This is a genomic window from Streptomyces sp. NPDC046805, assembly GCF_040645355.1.
Lineage (GTDB): Bacteria > Actinomycetota > Actinomycetes > Streptomycetales > Streptomycetaceae > Streptomyces.
Map to the genome: position 1 here is coordinate 161,558 of NZ_JBEYYC010000004.1, position 15,684 is coordinate 177,241.

Below are 15,684 nucleotides of genomic sequence, written 5' to 3' on the forward strand. Positions count from 1 at the left end.
GAGGTGGGGTCAGTGGCAGTGGGTCGGCTGGAGTCGATCACGATCCCGGGTAGCGGGTCGGCATCCAACGAAGACTGTGCACGCGTGTGCCTGCGGGGCGATGAGGGCGAAGCCGTCGTGCTCGACGGGGTGACGGGCCGCGGTCCGGACGCCTCGGGCTGCCGGCACGGCGTTGCATGGTTCGTCGACCGTGTCGGCGACGCGCTGCTTGCCTCGCTGGGCAGGCGCTGTGACGCGTCCGGCGACGCGGTCATGCGCGACATCGTGCGCACTGCACTGAGCGCCGCGCGACGCACCCACGAGCGGACCTGCGATCTGTCGAATGCGCTCACTCCACAGGCGACCGCGGCGCTCGCCGCGTGGACGGCACGGACCCTGACCCTCGGGGTGCTGTGCGACTGCTATGCCGTCGTGCGGTACGTGGACGGCCATATCGAAGTCTTCGAAGACGCCGCACTCCGCGTACTGGAACAGCGGCATCCCCCGCAACGCATGGAGGCCTTCAGGAACACGGACGACGGGTTTCATACCCTGGCGGCGGATCCGTCGGTGGCGAAATGGCTCCGTACCTGGGAGATCCCGGCCTCGGGCGTCGAATCCCTGCTCATGGTCTCGGATGGTGCGGCGCGCTTCGTTTTCGAGTACGGCTTGGGACACTGGCACGACCTGATGCGCCTCGTCGAGGAGTCCGGTGTCGCGGCGTTGGCGAGGCGCGTGCGCGAGTTCGAGAACGAAAAAATGGCAGGACCCGGAAAAAATGCAGAAACCCGAAAACCTTCCGATGACTTGACAGCCGTCCTGCTGCAGTTCGACGCGTGAAGGGATGCGCATGTTCACCTTGAACGTTGCTCAGCAAAGGGGACTGCGCAACTGGGTCGAAGAGGGCATTGTCCCGTGGCCCGTGGTGTCCTGTCACGTTCTCGTCGCGCGGTCGGGACGCTCCCCGGAAGCGGTGCGGGATCTCGCGGCGCGGGTGACGGAACATCATGCGGCGCTGTGTTCACGGGCAGTCTGGCAGCCCGACGGCGACGTCGGCATTCTCAGGGATGCCCCGGCGCAGATAGACCTTGCCGAGGTCGTCACGGTTTCCGAAGCGCCAGAAGAGAGCCGCGTGGACCCGTTTGTGCGCTCGGCAACCGTACGCATCGAGGTGGACGACCGAAGAATTGGGCTGATGGTCACGATCAGCCACCTGTTCGCCGATGCAGGGGGCGCCGACTCGGCACGCCGGGCATTTGAACGCGCCTTTGCCGGTCCGGATGCGGCGGATCCCGCTGTCCAACCCCGGGAGACCCAGGAGCAGTTGGCATCCGAGGACGTCCTGGCGCGCAACGGGCGCTTCTGGCTTGACGCGCTCACAGCGGCACCGCGGTCCACGGGAGCACTCGTCCTTTCAGACCGGCGCCGGGTGACGGCCACAGCATGCACCTACCCCTTGCCACGCGAGCTGACGGAGTCGGTGACCAGGGAGTCGAGACGTTTGCGGCTCTTCGCTTCCTCGATTTGGATGTCCGCCGCCGCCGCGGTGGCCTGGGAGTTGGGTGGGGCGCCCCGTGCGGTGGTGTGCAGGACGACCTCGTCGAACCGGCAGACCGCGGTCGCGCGGCGGGCCATCGACTACCGGGCGCAGGCCGTCTTCGTCCCCATCCCGGTCACGCTCAACGATCAGCTGATGGAACTGTGCTCCCGCGTGAACCGGCTCAACATCGCGGGGCTGTCGCGCTCCCAGTACGACGCACTGGCACTCGTACGGCAGTTGGACACGCACTTCACGGGCGCTTCGTTCCAACCGGCCATCGAGGTGAACTATCTGCCAGAGGAACACTGGGGAGTCGACGCACCACAGAAGCGCGAAGTCACCTACCGCTTCAACCGGATGAGCGCCAAGGCGGACCTGGCCGTCGTTGTCTGCGCGGATGCCCTGCGCATCACCTCCCGCATGGTTCCCGCATCCGCGTACATCGACGGGATCCGGGAGCGACTCCTGCACTGGGTCACCGCCCTGTTCGTCGACGCAGAGGCAAAAGTGGGTGATATCGCACGCATCTCACAGGGCCCTGCAGACGTCCGCCTGCATCCGTCAGGAGTTCTCTATTCCATGAAACAGGTGACGACGCTGGTCGCCAAGGTGTTGCAGTTCCCCTTCACACTGCGGATCGACCAGGAAGGCAGGATCGTCGTGCACCAGGCCGCGCATGAGCGCGCCGTCGACCACAGCGAACTGCGTGCGGTCCAGGCCGAAATGCCGATGACGGTCGTACCGGACGAATGGGTCCGCGCGTGACGGCACCCTCGACGCAAAAAGGACCATCCGAAGATGGCCCTTACGCTGCGGAAACTACACACAGTGTCCGACGTAAAACGTCGGGACGACAGGATTTGAACCTGCGACCCCTTGACCCCCAGTTGGGTGGTCCGTGAGCGGCGTGCGATGGGTCGTTCTTCGAGGTCAGTGTTCAGCGTACTCGGCCGAGTAAAGGAGTCTGTTCACTCTGGCCTCCGCCGGACAGCCTCGTCGCGTCACGCACCGCCTTCCACTGATCGATGGGAGCCGCTACAAACTCTGGCGCTTCCATCGTCGCGCTTCAGCTGGGAGCGGGCAAGTGAACACATGTGCGCCTCGGCTCTCAGTCAGCGACGCCCAACTTCTATTGCGGACTCGAAGCAGGCCATGCAAGACGAACTCCCAGAGAAAGAACGGTACTTGGCCACGCTGACGGCCCTACAGGTCGTGGGGGTACGAGGACACCGGGCAGAGCCAGCCATCACCGGCCTCGCCGATTCTCACCGTGACGATGGACAGGACGAGGCACTCGCCGCCTGAGTGTCCGCGTCGCTGCTCCAGTAGGCCACATGCCATGTGGGGGGCCGAGCAGCGGCGCAGCCCGCTGTGGGTCCTCGAGGCGTTCGCAGACGCGGCAGCCCATCGCGATGGCCGAGGAACGGTGTTGCCAGAGCGTTGTCCGCGGTCTTGAAGACCGCAACGACGTCAAAGGTGATCCCGGAGGATTCACATCCAGCCTCGATCGCGCCAGCAAGGCATTCCCGAGCAACCCCAGCAGCAGGTCAGTCCGCGCCGCCCGCAATCTGCCCATCGGCTTCCAAACCATACTTACGCAAGCGATCACCTTCGTCCTGACGCCCTAGTTCCTTCAACAGATCCACCATCTCGGCGATAGCAAACGGTTCTCCCGCCAAGATTGCCCTCCTGTACCAGGAAAGAGCCTCATCGCCGTTGGCTTGTCGCGCAGTGAGGAATGCCGTGAGATGGAGCGCCGATGTGTGGCCTTGCTTGGCGAGTTTCTTCGCGCGCGACACTGCCTCGTCAGCTCGACCGAGCTGTTCAGAAAGCCCTGCCATGCGCCAGAGGGCGAAGACATGTCCTTGCTCAGCCAAGGAGCCCAGCCAACGTAGCGCCTCGTCCTCGCGCCCTGCCGCGACCAGCAGCTCCGCGGCGGTGTGAAGCACTGCCATGTCCACACGCCTCTCGGGCTCCAGACACCAGCGCAGCGCGTCGTCAGAACGCTCTGCCTCCATGAGGATTTCGAGATATGCGGCCGAGGCGAATGGCCGGCCAGCCGTCGCGAATGGCTCCAACCACGTTGCAGCTTGCTCCAGTCCTTCACACTTCACGGCCAGTTCCGCTCCGACACCGAAGGCCATGTCGTGGCCAGCGTCAGCCGCACGCTTGAAGGATGAGAGCGCCTCGGCCGAACGACCAGCCTGAGCAAGTGTGTTGGCCGTGACCATCAGGTCGCTGGCCCCTTCTTGAGCCAGCTCGTTCAGCCAAGCAAGGGCCCTATCAGGACCATCGGTGTTCCACACCATGCCTACGGACTGCCGGATCGCGAGTGCGTCGCCAGAAAGTGCTGCTCGCCGGTAGAACTCAAGTGCCTCTGTTAGTCGGCCGTTCTCCTGAAGCTTCTCACCGGCTTCGCGGGCGGCAGCGGCGTCACCGCGGTCGGCGAGTCCGCCGAGCCACGAGATTGCCTCATCCGTACTGCGCGAGTCGGCTGTCAGCTCGAGAACCCAGGAGAGCGCGAGCTCATCTTTTCCTTCGGCCAGTCGTGTCAGCTGGTCGACTACTTCATCCTTCTGACCGAAAGCCTCCGACAGCTCGACCAGGTTCGCGTAGGCGTCCTCGTCCCCAGCTTCGACTGCGCGCTGATACCAGCGCAAGGCTTCCTGGTGCTGCTCGGCTCGTTCCATCAGATCGCCCGCGAGCCAGGCAGTGTCTTCGATACCCGCGGCGTCGGCACGCAGATGGAGTTGGAACGAGTATCGAAAGAGGCCGCGGTTTCGGGCTTCCCAGGCCAACCCGGCAAGATCATCCATCTCTGCATGTTCGGGAAGCGCACTCCAGAGCGAAGCCGCAGCAGGCTCGGTCGCCCGACTCGACCGTCCATGGTGATCGAGATAGTCGGCAAGACGAAAATGGGGTTCCGCGTGAACTACCTGACCGGGACGGGGGCGCACCAGGCTGAGAGGACTGGTCGCACCGCGGCAGGGCTGTTGAAGCACGGAGAGGGTTTGGTCGAACCAACCCTCACTCAGGGCAGACCATTCGTCATCGGTGAGATAGCCGACGGCAGCCAGATCCAACAGCGTTCGAGGAAGTGCTCCACTGCATCCGATCCGGCGGGCATCCATTGCCGCATGGATCACGGCCTGCGCAGGGGCCGGGGCAGTCGTATAGCGCTCCATGAGAGCGAAAGCGGCAGAGAGGTACTGGACAATCCGTCCGTCGCCGACTCGGTCAAGTGCCTCTGCCAACCGCCGGTCCTCGTGTGCTGCTCTGCCTGCTTCCAGCAGAGCTGGCTCATCGAACGAACGGGGGACGAGGACACTGTGGCCGGCAAGCAGCAGGCGGGCTTCTCGGCGCCCATCCGGTGCGCCCGAAGCGGGCGGCACGGTAAGCCTTTCCCAGTGCTGGGGCCAGGCTGTTCCCAAGACCACGACCGGGCCCCGGGTGGGATCCTTAAGTAGCTCCCTCAGCGCCGCGGCCACCTGCTCGCCCAGTTGAGGCGACGCCAGGTAGGGCTCGATTTCGTCGAGCCAGACCACCGTCCGCGGCCCGACGCACGGCATGCCATTTAGGAGTGCCTCCGCTGGGCTTGGCGCAATCGGATACCAGAGTCGCCAGTCGCCCGGTAGCGCCTGGATAGCCTCCCAGCATGCTCGTGTCTTGCCCGTGGAAGAGTCGCCAACAAGTACGGCCAAAGCGCTCTGTTCGGCAGCAGCCCGTGCGACGAGCTGGTCCACCCGCACATCGTGTTCCCGGCTGATGTAGGCCGGCAGCGGGGGCAGCCGGTCACCGGGATCCCTCTCTTCGGCCTCGATGACACGGTGCACCTCAAGAGCGAACGGATCGGTGAAGTCCCGGATCGGGGAGCCCACCACGGTATGGGTGTGCTGCGTGCCGAGATCCGGACCGTCTGCGCAGAACCCATCCGCCGTCGCCCGCCCAAAGAAGCGGTCAACCAAGGCACGTTGCGGGAAGAGCAGGTCCGAAAGCTGCTGCCGGCCCCAGAGTTCAATGTCGAGTGGGTGATAGTCCCTACGCAGTTGATGGAGCCGATCCTCTACCGCAGTGTCACCGGTATAGGCAGTGGTGACCAGCACGAAGCGAGTAGCGTCGAAGGGGCGGATTCCTTCGACATACATCCGAACCGCATCCGAGAGGGCATCAGCGGTGAAACTCTGCCAGCGCTTGGCCTGATAGACGGTCAAGCTGCCATCCTCGAAGTACCCCACGACATCGATGCCGTGCTGCTTCTGCCCGTTCCTACCGTACAACCTGGACCGGACCGCACCCTCAACTTCACGGGCCAGCGCCACAATCAGACGCTCGAGGCTCTCCCAGGACAACTGCTCCACCTGAAGGAGCAACGGGGCTGTCACCGTCAGCGGCGGAGGAAGATCTGGAGGTGGATCCACAAGCCTGTGACCAGCATCGATCTCTTCCCAGAGTTGTTCCACGCCCTCTTCCCCCGAGTCGGCTGCGGGAATCGGCTTGGAGGGATCGCGCTGCGGGTCCGTCGTCATACGGTCATGATGCATTCCGCCACTGAGGCTATTTCAACCTCCGGTTGAGCAGGCCAGGTGGAGGGTGGGGATGGCCAGCTCAAACGGAGGTTGAAAGCGAGTCTGCCCCAAGCGCCGACGGCTCCGATGACTCCTCCGCCGAGCGCTCCGCGTTGGGGTCTGACTCTGCCTCCGCCGACATGTCGCACAAAGGGGCCATGCCGCCAAGTTCGGTCGCTTCCCGTCGGCGGGTGATACGCCTGCTACGCTCCTGAGCCCCGGCTGCACCGGTAGGTATGTATAACAACTACCGTGACTGCTACACACCTTAGGCTCGCAGAGATCGCCGGGTGATCATAAAATAGGGCATATGTAACACGGGGGCGACGTGCTCACCAAGATCGTCGTTAAGAACTACCGGACGTTTCGAGACTTCACTCTTGAGTTCGATCCGAAGATGAACATCTTGGTCGGCGACAACGACCGAGGGAAGTCCACGCTCCTCGAAGCGATCGGCCTGGCCCTGACGGGTCGGATCCGAGGCCGGCTCCTGGCCCAAGAGCTGTCGCCGTACCTGTTCAACAAGGAAGTCGTCGACGAGTACATCCAGGCTCTGCGTGACGGTGTTGAGTCCAAGCCACCCGAGGTCATCATCGACCTGTTCCTCGACGGCAAGACCGCGCCGGCCACCTTGAAAGGGATGAACAACCTCCTCAAGAGCGACGAGCCGGGTGTCCGCATCCGGGTGATGCTGAACCCGGACTACGAGGCGGAGTACCGGGAGTTCGTGCAAGATCCGTTGCAGGTCCGCCTGGTGCCGACCGAGTACTACAAGGTCGACTGGCTCGACTTTGCGGGCAACGGCATCACCTTCCACCGCATTCCAGCCACGGCCTCCCTGATCGACGCCACCAACATCCATCTGCAAAGCGGCGTCGACTACTACCTCAACGGCATCATCAGCTCGCACCTGGAGGCCAGCGAGCGTGTCGAGCTGGCCCGCGCGTACCGGAGCCTGCGCGAGAACTTCGCCGACGATGAAGCCATCGTCAAGATCAACGAGAAGTTGCGTGGGGCCCAAGGTGAGGTCAGCGACCGTGAGTTGACGCTGAGTATCGACGTTTCCCAGAAGACCAACTGGGAGAGCAACATCGTGCCCCACCTCGACGAGCTGCCGTTCCAGTTTGTCGGCAAGGGGGAGCAGAACACCCTAAAGATCCTGCTGGCGTTGAACAAGCAGGTAGAGGACGCGCACATCGTCCTGGTCGAGGAGCCCGAGAACCACCTGTCGTTCCCGAACCTGGGCAAGCTGATCCGCAAGATCAGCACCAAGTGCGAAGACAAGCAGGTCTTCATCACCACCCACAGCTCGTACGTGCTCAACAAGCTCGGTCTGGAGAACCTCGTCCTGCTGTCCGCCGAGCAGGGCTTCCGCCTGTCGAGCCTGCCAGCCGACACCCAGGACTACTTCCGCAAGCTGTCGGGCTACGACACCCTGCGGGTCGTCCTGGCCCGCCGCTCGATCCTGGTCGAGGGCCCGTCGGACGAACTCGTCATCCAGCGCGCCTACCTCGATGTCCACGGCTGCCTGCCCGCCGAGGACGGCGTCGACGTGATCAACATCCGCGGGCTGTCCTTCAAGCGGTTCCTCGACATCGCGTCGCTGCTGGAGCACAACCAGGTCGCGGTCGTCACCGACAACGACGGCAAGGACGCCGCGAAGGTGGAGGCGAGGTATGCCAGCTTCGGCGGCTTCCCCAACATCTCGGTGCACGTGGGTGAAGACAAGGACTTCCCGACATTGGAACCGCAGTTGCTCAAGGCGAACGGGCGCGCCGCGCTCAACGCCATCTTGGGAACGACCTTCACCACGGACGACGAACTGCTTGCGTACATGAAGGCGCGCAAGACCACCGTCGCGTTGGCCATCTTCGAATCCGCCGAGTCCGTCACGATGCCGGGGTACATTGCCGATGCCGTCGCATAACAACCTCGCCGTGTTGGCGGCGGCCGGCTCCCGCAAGACGCAGCACATCGTGGACTGTGTCCTCAGTGACCCGAGCCAGCGGGTGCTCGTGACCACTTACACGACCGAGAACATGAACCAGCTGGTCGATCGGCTGAGCGCCGGCACCGGGCTGCTGCCGAAGCACGTCACGGTCATGACCTGGTTCACGTTCCTGCTGAACCAGTGCGCTCGCCCGTACCAGAGCGCCGTCCTCGACGACGTGGGCGTGATGCGCGGACTGAACTTCGTCGGCGAGCGCAGCAGGTTCATCCCCAAAACGAACGTCAAGAAGTACTACCTCGACTCCAACGGCGACATGTTCCGTGACGCCGTGGCTGCCTTCGCCTACGAGGCCGATCAGCGTAGTGGCGGCAAGGTCGTAGGCCGGCTGACCGAGATCTACGACCACATCTACATCGACGAGGTCCAGGACCTCGCTGGCTACGACCTCGACGTCCTCGACCTGCTGCTCAGGTCGCCCATCGCGATGACGATGGTGGGGGATCCGCGCCAAGCCACCTTCGCAACCAACAACGCGACCAAGAACAAGCGGTACAAGGGCAGCGGCATCGCTGACTGGCTGGACGAGCGCAAGGACATCTGCGAGATCGAGCACCGGCTTGAAAGCTATCGCTGCAACCAGGATATCTGCGACTTCGCCGACGACCTCTTCCCGGACTTGCCGAGAACGATCTCCAAGAACACCGAGAGCACCGGTCATGACGGCGTCTCCACCATCACGCCGGCCGAGGTAGCGGCATATGTCGAGAGGTACGACCCGGTCGTGCTGCGCTGGGACAGGCGAACCAAGACCCAGGGTCTCGAAGCGATGAACTTCGGTCAGTCGAAGGGATGCACCTTCGATCGGGTGCTGATCTTTCCGACCCAGCCGATCACCAAATACTACAAGAATCGAGAGTCTGAGCTGACTGATGGCAGTCGCTTCAAGCTGTACGTCGCCGTGACACGAGCTCGCTACAGCGTGACCTTCGTGATCCCCTAACGGTCGCTCGCGCCCGCCAGCCGCACTCGGTAGAAACCTAGAAAAACCGTCGCGTCAAGATAGGTGGATCGCCACACTGGCGAGGTGAAACTGTTCGACGCCGACTACTACGATCCCGACGAGGTGCTGGCGCACCCGCGACATCAGGAGATGCAGCCTGTCATAGCCACGCTCATCCAGCAGCTGCGGGACTGTACGACGGAAGAGGCCGGTGTCGCCTTCCAGCGGGATCTGCTAACCCGGCTGCTGGAGGTGGAGAAGGATCGCAAGGAGCTCAAGCGCGCCGCAGACCGGATGCGGAAGCGGAAGTCGCCGCATTTAGAGGCCCCCGAGCCGCGGTCGGGCCGTGACCTCGGCAACATGGAGACCTGGCGGTTCGAGCACGACGTGTGTGAGCGGCTGGCTCGCCAACTGCGTTCGGTAGGCGACGCGTTGGCCTGGCGTGTCTTCGGCTTCCACCGCCCGTTCATTCTCGCCCTGTGCCGCAACGACCCACCGGGCCCGATGTACGGCAAGGCCGGACTGCAGGCCGAGCTTGATCGTGTCGAGGAAATCTTCAAGGAGAATGGCTCCTTCGCTCTCCTGCACGACCTGACCAACTGCCTGCGCATCGGCGACGTCACTGTTTGGGATGGAGCCAATCCACCATGCACCGAAGAGATCAAGACGAACCCGGGGGTGCGCAAGAGCGCCCAGATCCGGCGGATCAACCAGGCCAGGGCGGCGGTGCTGGAAGGCGGTCCGCTGCCGGGGAGTAACGCCTCAGAGCTCCTGCATGACCTGGACCTGCCACTGCGCACACACCTAGACGTATTGCGCGATGCCCTGGAGCAAGCTGCGACCGAAGGCATCCACGCCACTGCCGTGCCCGGCAGCCGAGCCCTGTACGTCGTCGACCAGTACGGATGTGTTCAGCAGGGCCTATCCTCCGCACAGTTCAACGAGCGACTTCAGCAGGCCGTGGGTGCCGCGCTAGAGAACGCGGGCATCGCCGCCAGCCGAGAGGACCACAACGTCCACTTCACCAGCATGGACAGCACGGCCCGCAATCCACTACGGGTGCCATGGGCGAACTATCCGTTGCACCCCGTAGTCTGCGCCCGGTTGATCGGCGACTACGCCGCGATGACCGTTGAGACCTCCGGACCAGCCCTTGCCGACCTACTACGGGTCGCCGGCCTCGATGCTCACTGGGTTCGTCCGCCGGGGAAGGCCGACCTTAAGCCGGGAGACGTCGTCATGGAGATCCATCACCAGGAGCAGTTCCTTGCCGTGTCCCTGCCCGGAGGCCTGACAATGACCCCGGGCTGGACGTTGCAGATGGGCCGCTCCGAACTGGATCGCTACATGATCGAGCTTGTCCAGCCGGGCTCGTGGATTGCTGGCATGAAGCACCTGCTTGCCGCGCGTCGGGGCGGGCAGCCCTGGCCGCACTACCGCAACGAGCACGAGGTCTGGGTCTAGGCCAAGGTGCTGCTGCCCGGAGGCGGGCTTCCCGACCTTCAATGTTCATGTCACCGTGGGATCATGACGGCCGACTTACCGGTTCGAATCGTCGATGGACGCGTCGTCACCGACCCTGGCATCGGGCCCGTGGCGATGTTGTGGCTCCCGTTGCATGGCGAGGTCATCGCCAAGATCCCGCCTCGGAAGGGCAACCGCGGCTGGCTGCACGAGACGGTAGGCATCCGTTCTCCGAAGCTCGACGATGACCGGTGGAAACTGCCGCGGAGCTGTCTGGTGCGGTTGGTGACGGCTGCGATCGACCGGTACGGGTACATCGTGCTTTGGCGAGACATGTCGAAGCTTTCGCAGTGCACCAGAGCATGTCTAGAGGCCACGGGCGTTGAATGTCAGTGTTCGTGCCTCGGAGCACACCACGGCCAGGATGCTGCCGGCTGGTTCGAGCGGGTCGGGGATGCGGTGGTGGCCGAGCAAGGCGAATACACCCGCACCGGGGTCGTCTATGGTCCGCGGGGCAGTGACTCGAACGCCTCCGTGTACGACTGTGAACTGGCGGGTGAGCGCTACCGCGTCGATCCCCCCGCCGACGGAACTGGCCGACCGCGGCGCGGTTCATGTGCGCGAGCTGCATGACGGCACAGGCGAGCGTGTGGGACCACTGCCACACGCACGGCTTTGTACGAGCGCCGCTATGCAACCGCTGTAACACACGCTACTGGCGGGGGTGGCGCCCGCAGCACGGCCGAGCCACGCACAGCCGCAACTTCGACGATAGCTATTACCGTTGGTGTCCCGAGCATGCTAACCAGTGGAGACGGTGCAGCGCGTAGATCTCAACCTGCTGCATGGGGCCAAAGAATTGAGACGCTGCGCTACCCAAAGGGGTTACTGCTGCTCAGCCGTGGCGGCGCGTGTCTCGTGACGGCGAGGTGATGGCACCCGCCCTCGTACGCCATGATCCGCCAGCTGACGCGCCGGAGGGCGACGCCGTCACCGTGGAGTCAACGCACTCCCCCGCTGGAGGTGGGCATCATGGCTGCTCGCTCCCCTGAGCGCGGTCGTCTCTACCGACGCTGCGGTTGCCGTCGCCCCGAAGGCCGGCAGTTCGGCGCGGCCTGTCCGAAGCTCAAGGGCCGTTCCCGGCACGGCTCGTGGGCCTTCGCCGTCGACCTGCCGTCCGTCGATGGCAGACGAATGCTGCACTGCCGCAGCGGCTTTCCCACCCGCAAGGCCGCTCACGCCGCCCTGGAGCACGCCCTGACGTGCGAGCGTACGGGCCTGTACGCCGACGAGGACCTCACCCTGGCCGCCTACCTGACCGACTGGCTGCGCACCAAGGAGGAGACGCTGAAGCCCACCACGTTCGTGCGCTACCGCAACTACGTCCGCGCCGACCTCATTCCGTCCCTCGGACGTCTCGCCATCCAGGACCTGCGACCGCGGCACATCACCGCCTGGCAGGAGGCCGAACTCGCCCGCGGCCGGGGGCGCACCACCGTCTACCGGATCGGCGCCACCCTCTCCAACGCGCTCGGCTCCGCGATGCGTGCCCGGCTGATCGCGGACACCCCGTGCCGGCACGCGATGCTGCCCCGCCCGCGGCCCAGGAGCGGATCTGCTGGAACCCCAGCCAGGCGGCCGCGTTCCTACGTCACAACCACACCCGCTACAGCGACCAGCTGGCCGACCTGTTCGAGCTGCTGCTGGGCACCGGCATGCGCCGCGGTGAGGCCCTCGGCCTGCACTGGACCGATGTCCACCTGCCGGAGAAGACGCTGCTGGTGCGGTGGAACCTCACGGCCGTCAACAACAACCGGCTCTACCTAGGCCACCCCAAGACCAAGGCGAGCCGGAACTGGGTGAGCCTGTCCCCGCGCGTCGCCGCCGCGCTGGAGCGCCAGGCGGCCCTCGCCCGGGCCGGCCAGCCCGCGGGTACCCCTTTGGAGGGCCTGGTGTTCTGCCAGCCGGACGGCTCCCCGCTGCGCCCGCAGGGCATCCTGACCGAGCTGCGCCGGCGCTCTGAGGAGATCGGCCTGCCCCGGCTCGACGTCCACGACCTGCGCCACACCGCCGCCACCATCATGATCAGCTCACGGGTTCCCCTGGCCGTGGTCTCCAAGACGCTGCGCCACTCGACGCTGTCCACCACCGTCAACCTCTACGGTCACCTGCTGCCCCACGCCGCCCGCGACGCTGTCACCGCCATCGACAAGGCCCTGGCCCGCGCCGACCGCAAACACCACCAGACCGCCCCGGCCAAAGCAGACCCCGCGGCCTGAGACCGGCCGCCGAGCGCCCCGGGTTGCCATCACGCCACCATCACGTGTCACACGAACGCATCCAGCGGGTCTGCCATTTTCGGCAAACCCGCTGGTCACAACCGTCGGGACGACAGGATTTGAACCTGCGCCCCCTTGACCCCCAGCTGAGCGGCGTGCGATGGGTCGTTCTTCGAGGTCAGTGTTCAGCGTACTCGGCCGAGTAAAGGAGTCTTTGAACTCAGGCCTCCGCCGGACTGCCTCGTCGCCTCACGCACCGCCTTCCACTGATTGATGGAGCCGCTACAAGCTCTGACACTTCCATCGTCGCGCTTCAACTGAGAGCGGGCGAGTGAACGCATGTGCGCCTCGGTGCCCAGGCAGCCACGACCAACTTCTCGCGAGGATCCGGAGCGGGCCACGCATGACGAACTGCCAGAGAAGGAGCGGTACTTGGCCACGCTGACATTGGCGCGACCCACGCGCGGCACGCGGGACCGACCTGGCAATCCGATGGCAAGCTGCCTCAAGCGCGAGGACTCGACCAAGACGGTGCCAGCACCGCTTTCGGGGTCCAAAACAGTGACGCCGAGTGCATTGAAGTGATGACAGAAGGGCCTGTCCAGCGTTCCGGGCCGCAGTCGACCGTGGTCGACGACGGTGCTGGTCATGCAGGCCGAGGTGGTCAGCGGCACATGTCCCATCACGACCGGCCAGCCCATGTGCACCGATGATGGCCACAGTGCGTGGGCTGGGATGGAGATCGCATCGTCCGCCCGAACAAACCAGTAGCCCACGACCTCATTAGCACCGGCCGCCAGCACCAACTGCCGTACCAACGGCCTGTCCTGCTCCGCGCCGGGCAGCGCTACGCCGAAGAGCGCAAAGGCCGCGAGGCCCCCACGAGAGGTTGGAGTCGAAGGCCATTGGTGGACCGTGGCCGCAACCGCCGTAACTCGGCCGCGGCCGTGGTGACGCACTCGGGACACATGCTCCGGTCTCCCCATGCCTCACCCGTGATGATGTGCATCCCACGCCCCTGTCGCCACCGGCCACCGTGGCGGGAGCGGGAAGGCCGTTGCAAGGTTTCCGCAAGGTCCCGGCAAGCCTTCCGTCCACCGGCAGGGGGCAGAGGTCCGGCAGATGGGGGCCGAACCGGCCCGCACGGACAACGGGGGACATCATGTCGGCGTTGCGGAAGAGTACGAAGGCGTCGGTCGAGGAGCGGGAATGGCTGACGCTCGTGGAACGCAAGACGGTGCTGGTCGTCGTGCACACCCTCACCTACGGAAAGCGGCTGGTGGACGTTCTGGCGCTGCTGGAGGCCGACTTCAGGGTGCAGGTGGTGTTCACGGCACCGCCGCACGTCTTCGGCGACGAGGTTCGGCGCTTCCTCCAGAGACTGGGCGGCGCGGTGCTGCCCTGGGACGAGGCGGTGCACATGACGTTCGACCTGGCCCTCGCGGCCGGGCCACGAGGCGTGGAGAGGATCTCCGCCCCGCTGATCACCCTGCCCCACGGGGCCGGTTATCTCAAGCGCCTGGTCTCGGGACCGCATCCGGGTGTGGCCGGACTGCGCAGGCAGGACCTCGTACCCGGTGGCCGCCTGCCCGCCGCCGTCGCGGTGCCCCATCGGGCCGAACTGGCCGACTTGGAACGACACTGCCCGGAGGTGCTCCCGCTCACCCACGTGGTCGGCGATCCCGCGCACGACCGGATCGCGGCCAGCCTGCCGCTGCGCGCTGGATACCGCCGGGCCCTGGGCCTCGCGGACAGCGAACAACTGGTGGTCGTAGTCTCGACCTGGGGTGCGCACTCGTCCTTCGGCCGGCTCGAGGCACTGCTGCCCCGGCTCGTCACCGAGCTGCCCGCCGGGCGGTTCCGGTCTGTCCTCCTCGTACACCCCAACGTGTGGTCGGGGCATGGTTCCTGGCAGATCCGGGCCTGGCTGGCGCGCTGTGCCGCGCTGGGCATCGCGCTCGTACCCCCGGAGGCCGACTGGCGCACCGTCCTGATCGCCGCGGACTGGATCATCGGCGACCACGGTTCCGTGACGCTGTACGGCACGCTCACCGACGCGCCGATCCTGCTGGCCAGTTCACCGGAGCGGGAGATCAACCCCGCCTCACCCGCAGCCGCCCTCGCCGTAACCGCGCCGGCGCTCTCGCCAACCTACCCACTCGTCGCCCAACTCCACTACACCGCCGCCGAGTACAGGCGGGAGGAGTACGCGGCGATCGCCTCGCGCATCACCTCGGAACCGGGCCGCTTCAACCGCAACATGCGGCGGCTCATGTACCGCCTGCTCAGCCTGGGCCAGCCCGCCCATGAACCGGAGACGGTCCCCCTGTCTGAGCCACCGCCGCTGCACACGTGGACGAGGGGGCGCAGCGAGGTACCGGCGTGATGAGCCTCGTCTCCGTCCGACTGCGGGCGTCGCTGCCGTGTCCGTGGGCTCTGCGACGGGACGCCGTGCGGGACCTGTTGCTCCGTGTACGGGCAGCCGGGAGGGATTACGACGTGCTGGCCCGGGTCGGTCCCACGGAGCCTGGCGCCCCGCTGGGCACCGACGGAACGACGGCCGCTGTCGACGAGCACTTCGCCGCGGAGGCCGGCCTGTGCCTCCAGGACCGGTGGTCGGCCTGTGCCGACGTACTGCACGAGCGGCACCCACGCCCGTTCGCCGACACGGTGCGCCGGCTGAACGACATCACGGCCGCCCATCCGGGATGCCGCCTGGCTGCGGCTCCCCTGGCCGAGGGCGGCTGGGCGGTCACCGAGGGCAGGAACCGTACCGTCGTGCCGCTGGCCCGCCGGGTCCCCCCGGGCGAGCCTCTGTTGGCGTCCTGTCTACACGCCTGGCTCGTGGCGGGACACGCACTTCTGGACATCGAGGACATCCGCCTGTTGCACGGCACGTGAGGACG

General features: G+C 65.6%; 11 protein-coding genes and 2 pseudogenes. 12 read left to right on the top strand and 1 reads right to left on the bottom strand.

All coding sequences use genetic code 11. From position 1 onward, the window contains the following. Positions 1-18 precede the first annotated feature (18 nt). The 3 genes and pseudogenes from ABZ910_RS06975 to ABZ910_RS06985 form a co-directional block, all read left to right on the top strand. On the top strand, positions 19-819 hold the full coding sequence (locus ABZ910_RS06975) for a protein phosphatase 2C domain-containing protein (protein ID WP_361360379.1): 801 nt from the start codon (positions 19-21) through the stop codon (positions 817-819). A gap of 10 nt (positions 820-829) precedes the next feature. Continuing rightward, entirely contained in the window at positions 830-2,284 is a 1,455-nt protein-coding gene (locus tag ABZ910_RS06980; protein ID WP_361360381.1) for a hypothetical protein, read from the top strand. Between the two features lie 439 nt (positions 2,285-2,723). After that, a pseudogene (locus ABZ910_RS06985) lies at positions 2,724-2,810 on the top strand (GNAT family N-acetyltransferase); the annotation flags it as partial. Between the two features lie 256 nt (positions 2,811-3,066). On the opposite strand, the gene ABZ910_RS06990 reads toward ABZ910_RS06985, so the two are convergent. Further along, positions 3,067-6,045: a hypothetical protein gene (locus tag ABZ910_RS06990; protein ID WP_361360383.1), complete on the bottom strand. Its 2,979-nt coding sequence runs from the start codon at positions 6,043-6,045 to the stop codon at positions 3,067-3,069. Positions 6,046-6,412: 367 nt separating this feature from the next. Here ABZ910_RS06990 and ABZ910_RS06995 point away from each other — a divergent pair, with 367 nt between their 5' ends. The 9 genes and pseudogenes from ABZ910_RS06995 to ABZ910_RS07035 all read left to right on the top strand — a co-directional run bounded on the left by ABZ910_RS06995 (position 6,413) and on the right by ABZ910_RS07035 (position 15,679). Continuing rightward, complete coding sequence (locus ABZ910_RS06995) at positions 6,413-8,011, top strand: AAA family ATPase (protein WP_361360385.1); 1,599 nt, start codon at positions 6,413-6,415, stop codon at positions 8,009-8,011. A gap of 10 nt (positions 8,012-8,021) precedes the next feature. Next, positions 8,022-9,035 (top strand): UvrD-helicase domain-containing protein, encoded by a 1,014-nt coding sequence (locus ABZ910_RS07000; RefSeq protein ID WP_361360387.1) that lies wholly within the window; start codon positions 8,022-8,024, stop codon positions 9,033-9,035. Positions 9,036-9,119: 84 nt separating this feature from the next. Continuing rightward, positions 9,120-10,499, top strand: a complete 1,380-nt coding sequence (locus tag ABZ910_RS07005) for a hypothetical protein (protein ID WP_361360389.1) — start codon at positions 9,120-9,122, stop codon at positions 10,497-10,499. 63 nt (positions 10,500-10,562) lie between these two features. After that, the gene (locus ABZ910_RS07010) at positions 10,563-11,132 is read left to right on the top strand and encodes a hypothetical protein (protein WP_361360391.1); all 570 of its coding nucleotides are present in this window, start codon (positions 10,563-10,565) and stop codon (positions 11,130-11,132) included. Beyond that, positions 11,129-11,329: an endonuclease domain-containing protein gene (locus ABZ910_RS07015; RefSeq protein WP_361360393.1), complete on the top strand. Its 201-nt coding sequence runs from the start codon at positions 11,129-11,131 to the stop codon at positions 11,327-11,329. The genes ABZ910_RS07010 and ABZ910_RS07015 overlap by 4 nt, the downstream gene beginning before the upstream one ends. A 364-nt stretch (positions 11,330-11,693) precedes the next feature. Then, positions 11,694-11,951 (top strand): annotated as a pseudogene (locus tag ABZ910_RS07020) (N-terminal phage integrase SAM-like domain-containing protein); the annotation flags it as partial. A gap of 119 nt (positions 11,952-12,070) precedes the next feature. Further along, positions 12,071-12,778 carry a site-specific integrase gene (locus tag ABZ910_RS07025; RefSeq protein ID WP_361360395.1) on the top strand — a complete coding sequence of 236 codons (708 nt, stop codon included), beginning with the start codon at positions 12,071-12,073 and terminating at the stop codon, positions 12,776-12,778. Positions 12,779-13,940: 1,162 nt separating this feature from the next. Beyond that, positions 13,941-15,164 carry a hypothetical protein gene (locus tag ABZ910_RS07030; protein ID WP_361360397.1) on the top strand — a complete coding sequence of 408 codons (1,224 nt, stop codon included), beginning with the start codon at positions 13,941-13,943 and terminating at the stop codon, positions 15,162-15,164. Continuing rightward, positions 15,164-15,679, top strand: a complete 516-nt coding sequence (locus ABZ910_RS07035; RefSeq protein ID WP_361360399.1) for a hypothetical protein — start codon at positions 15,164-15,166, stop codon at positions 15,677-15,679. Before ABZ910_RS07030 ends, ABZ910_RS07035 begins: the two co-directional genes overlap by 1 nt. The last annotated feature ends 5 nt before the right edge of the window (positions 15,680-15,684 follow it).

Coding starts and splice junctions, on each gene's coding strand:
- ABZ910_RS06980 (WP_361360381.1), top strand. CDS start 830: ATGTTCACCTTGAACGTTGCTCAGCAAAGGGGACTGCGCAACTGGGTC.
- ABZ910_RS06990 (WP_361360383.1), bottom strand. CDS start 6,045: ATGACGACGGACCCGCAGCGCGATCCCTCCAAGCCGATTCCCGCAGCC.
- ABZ910_RS07010 (WP_361360391.1), top strand. CDS start 10,563: ATGACGGCCGACTTACCGGTTCGAATCGTCGATGGACGCGTCGTCACC.
- ABZ910_RS07015 (WP_361360393.1), top strand. CDS start 11,129: ATGACGGCACAGGCGAGCGTGTGGGACCACTGCCACACGCACGGCTTT.
- ABZ910_RS07030 (WP_361360397.1), top strand. CDS start 13,941: ATGTCGGCGTTGCGGAAGAGTACGAAGGCGTCGGTCGAGGAGCGGGAA.
- ABZ910_RS07035 (WP_361360399.1), top strand. CDS start 15,164: ATGAGCCTCGTCTCCGTCCGACTGCGGGCGTCGCTGCCGTGTCCGTGG.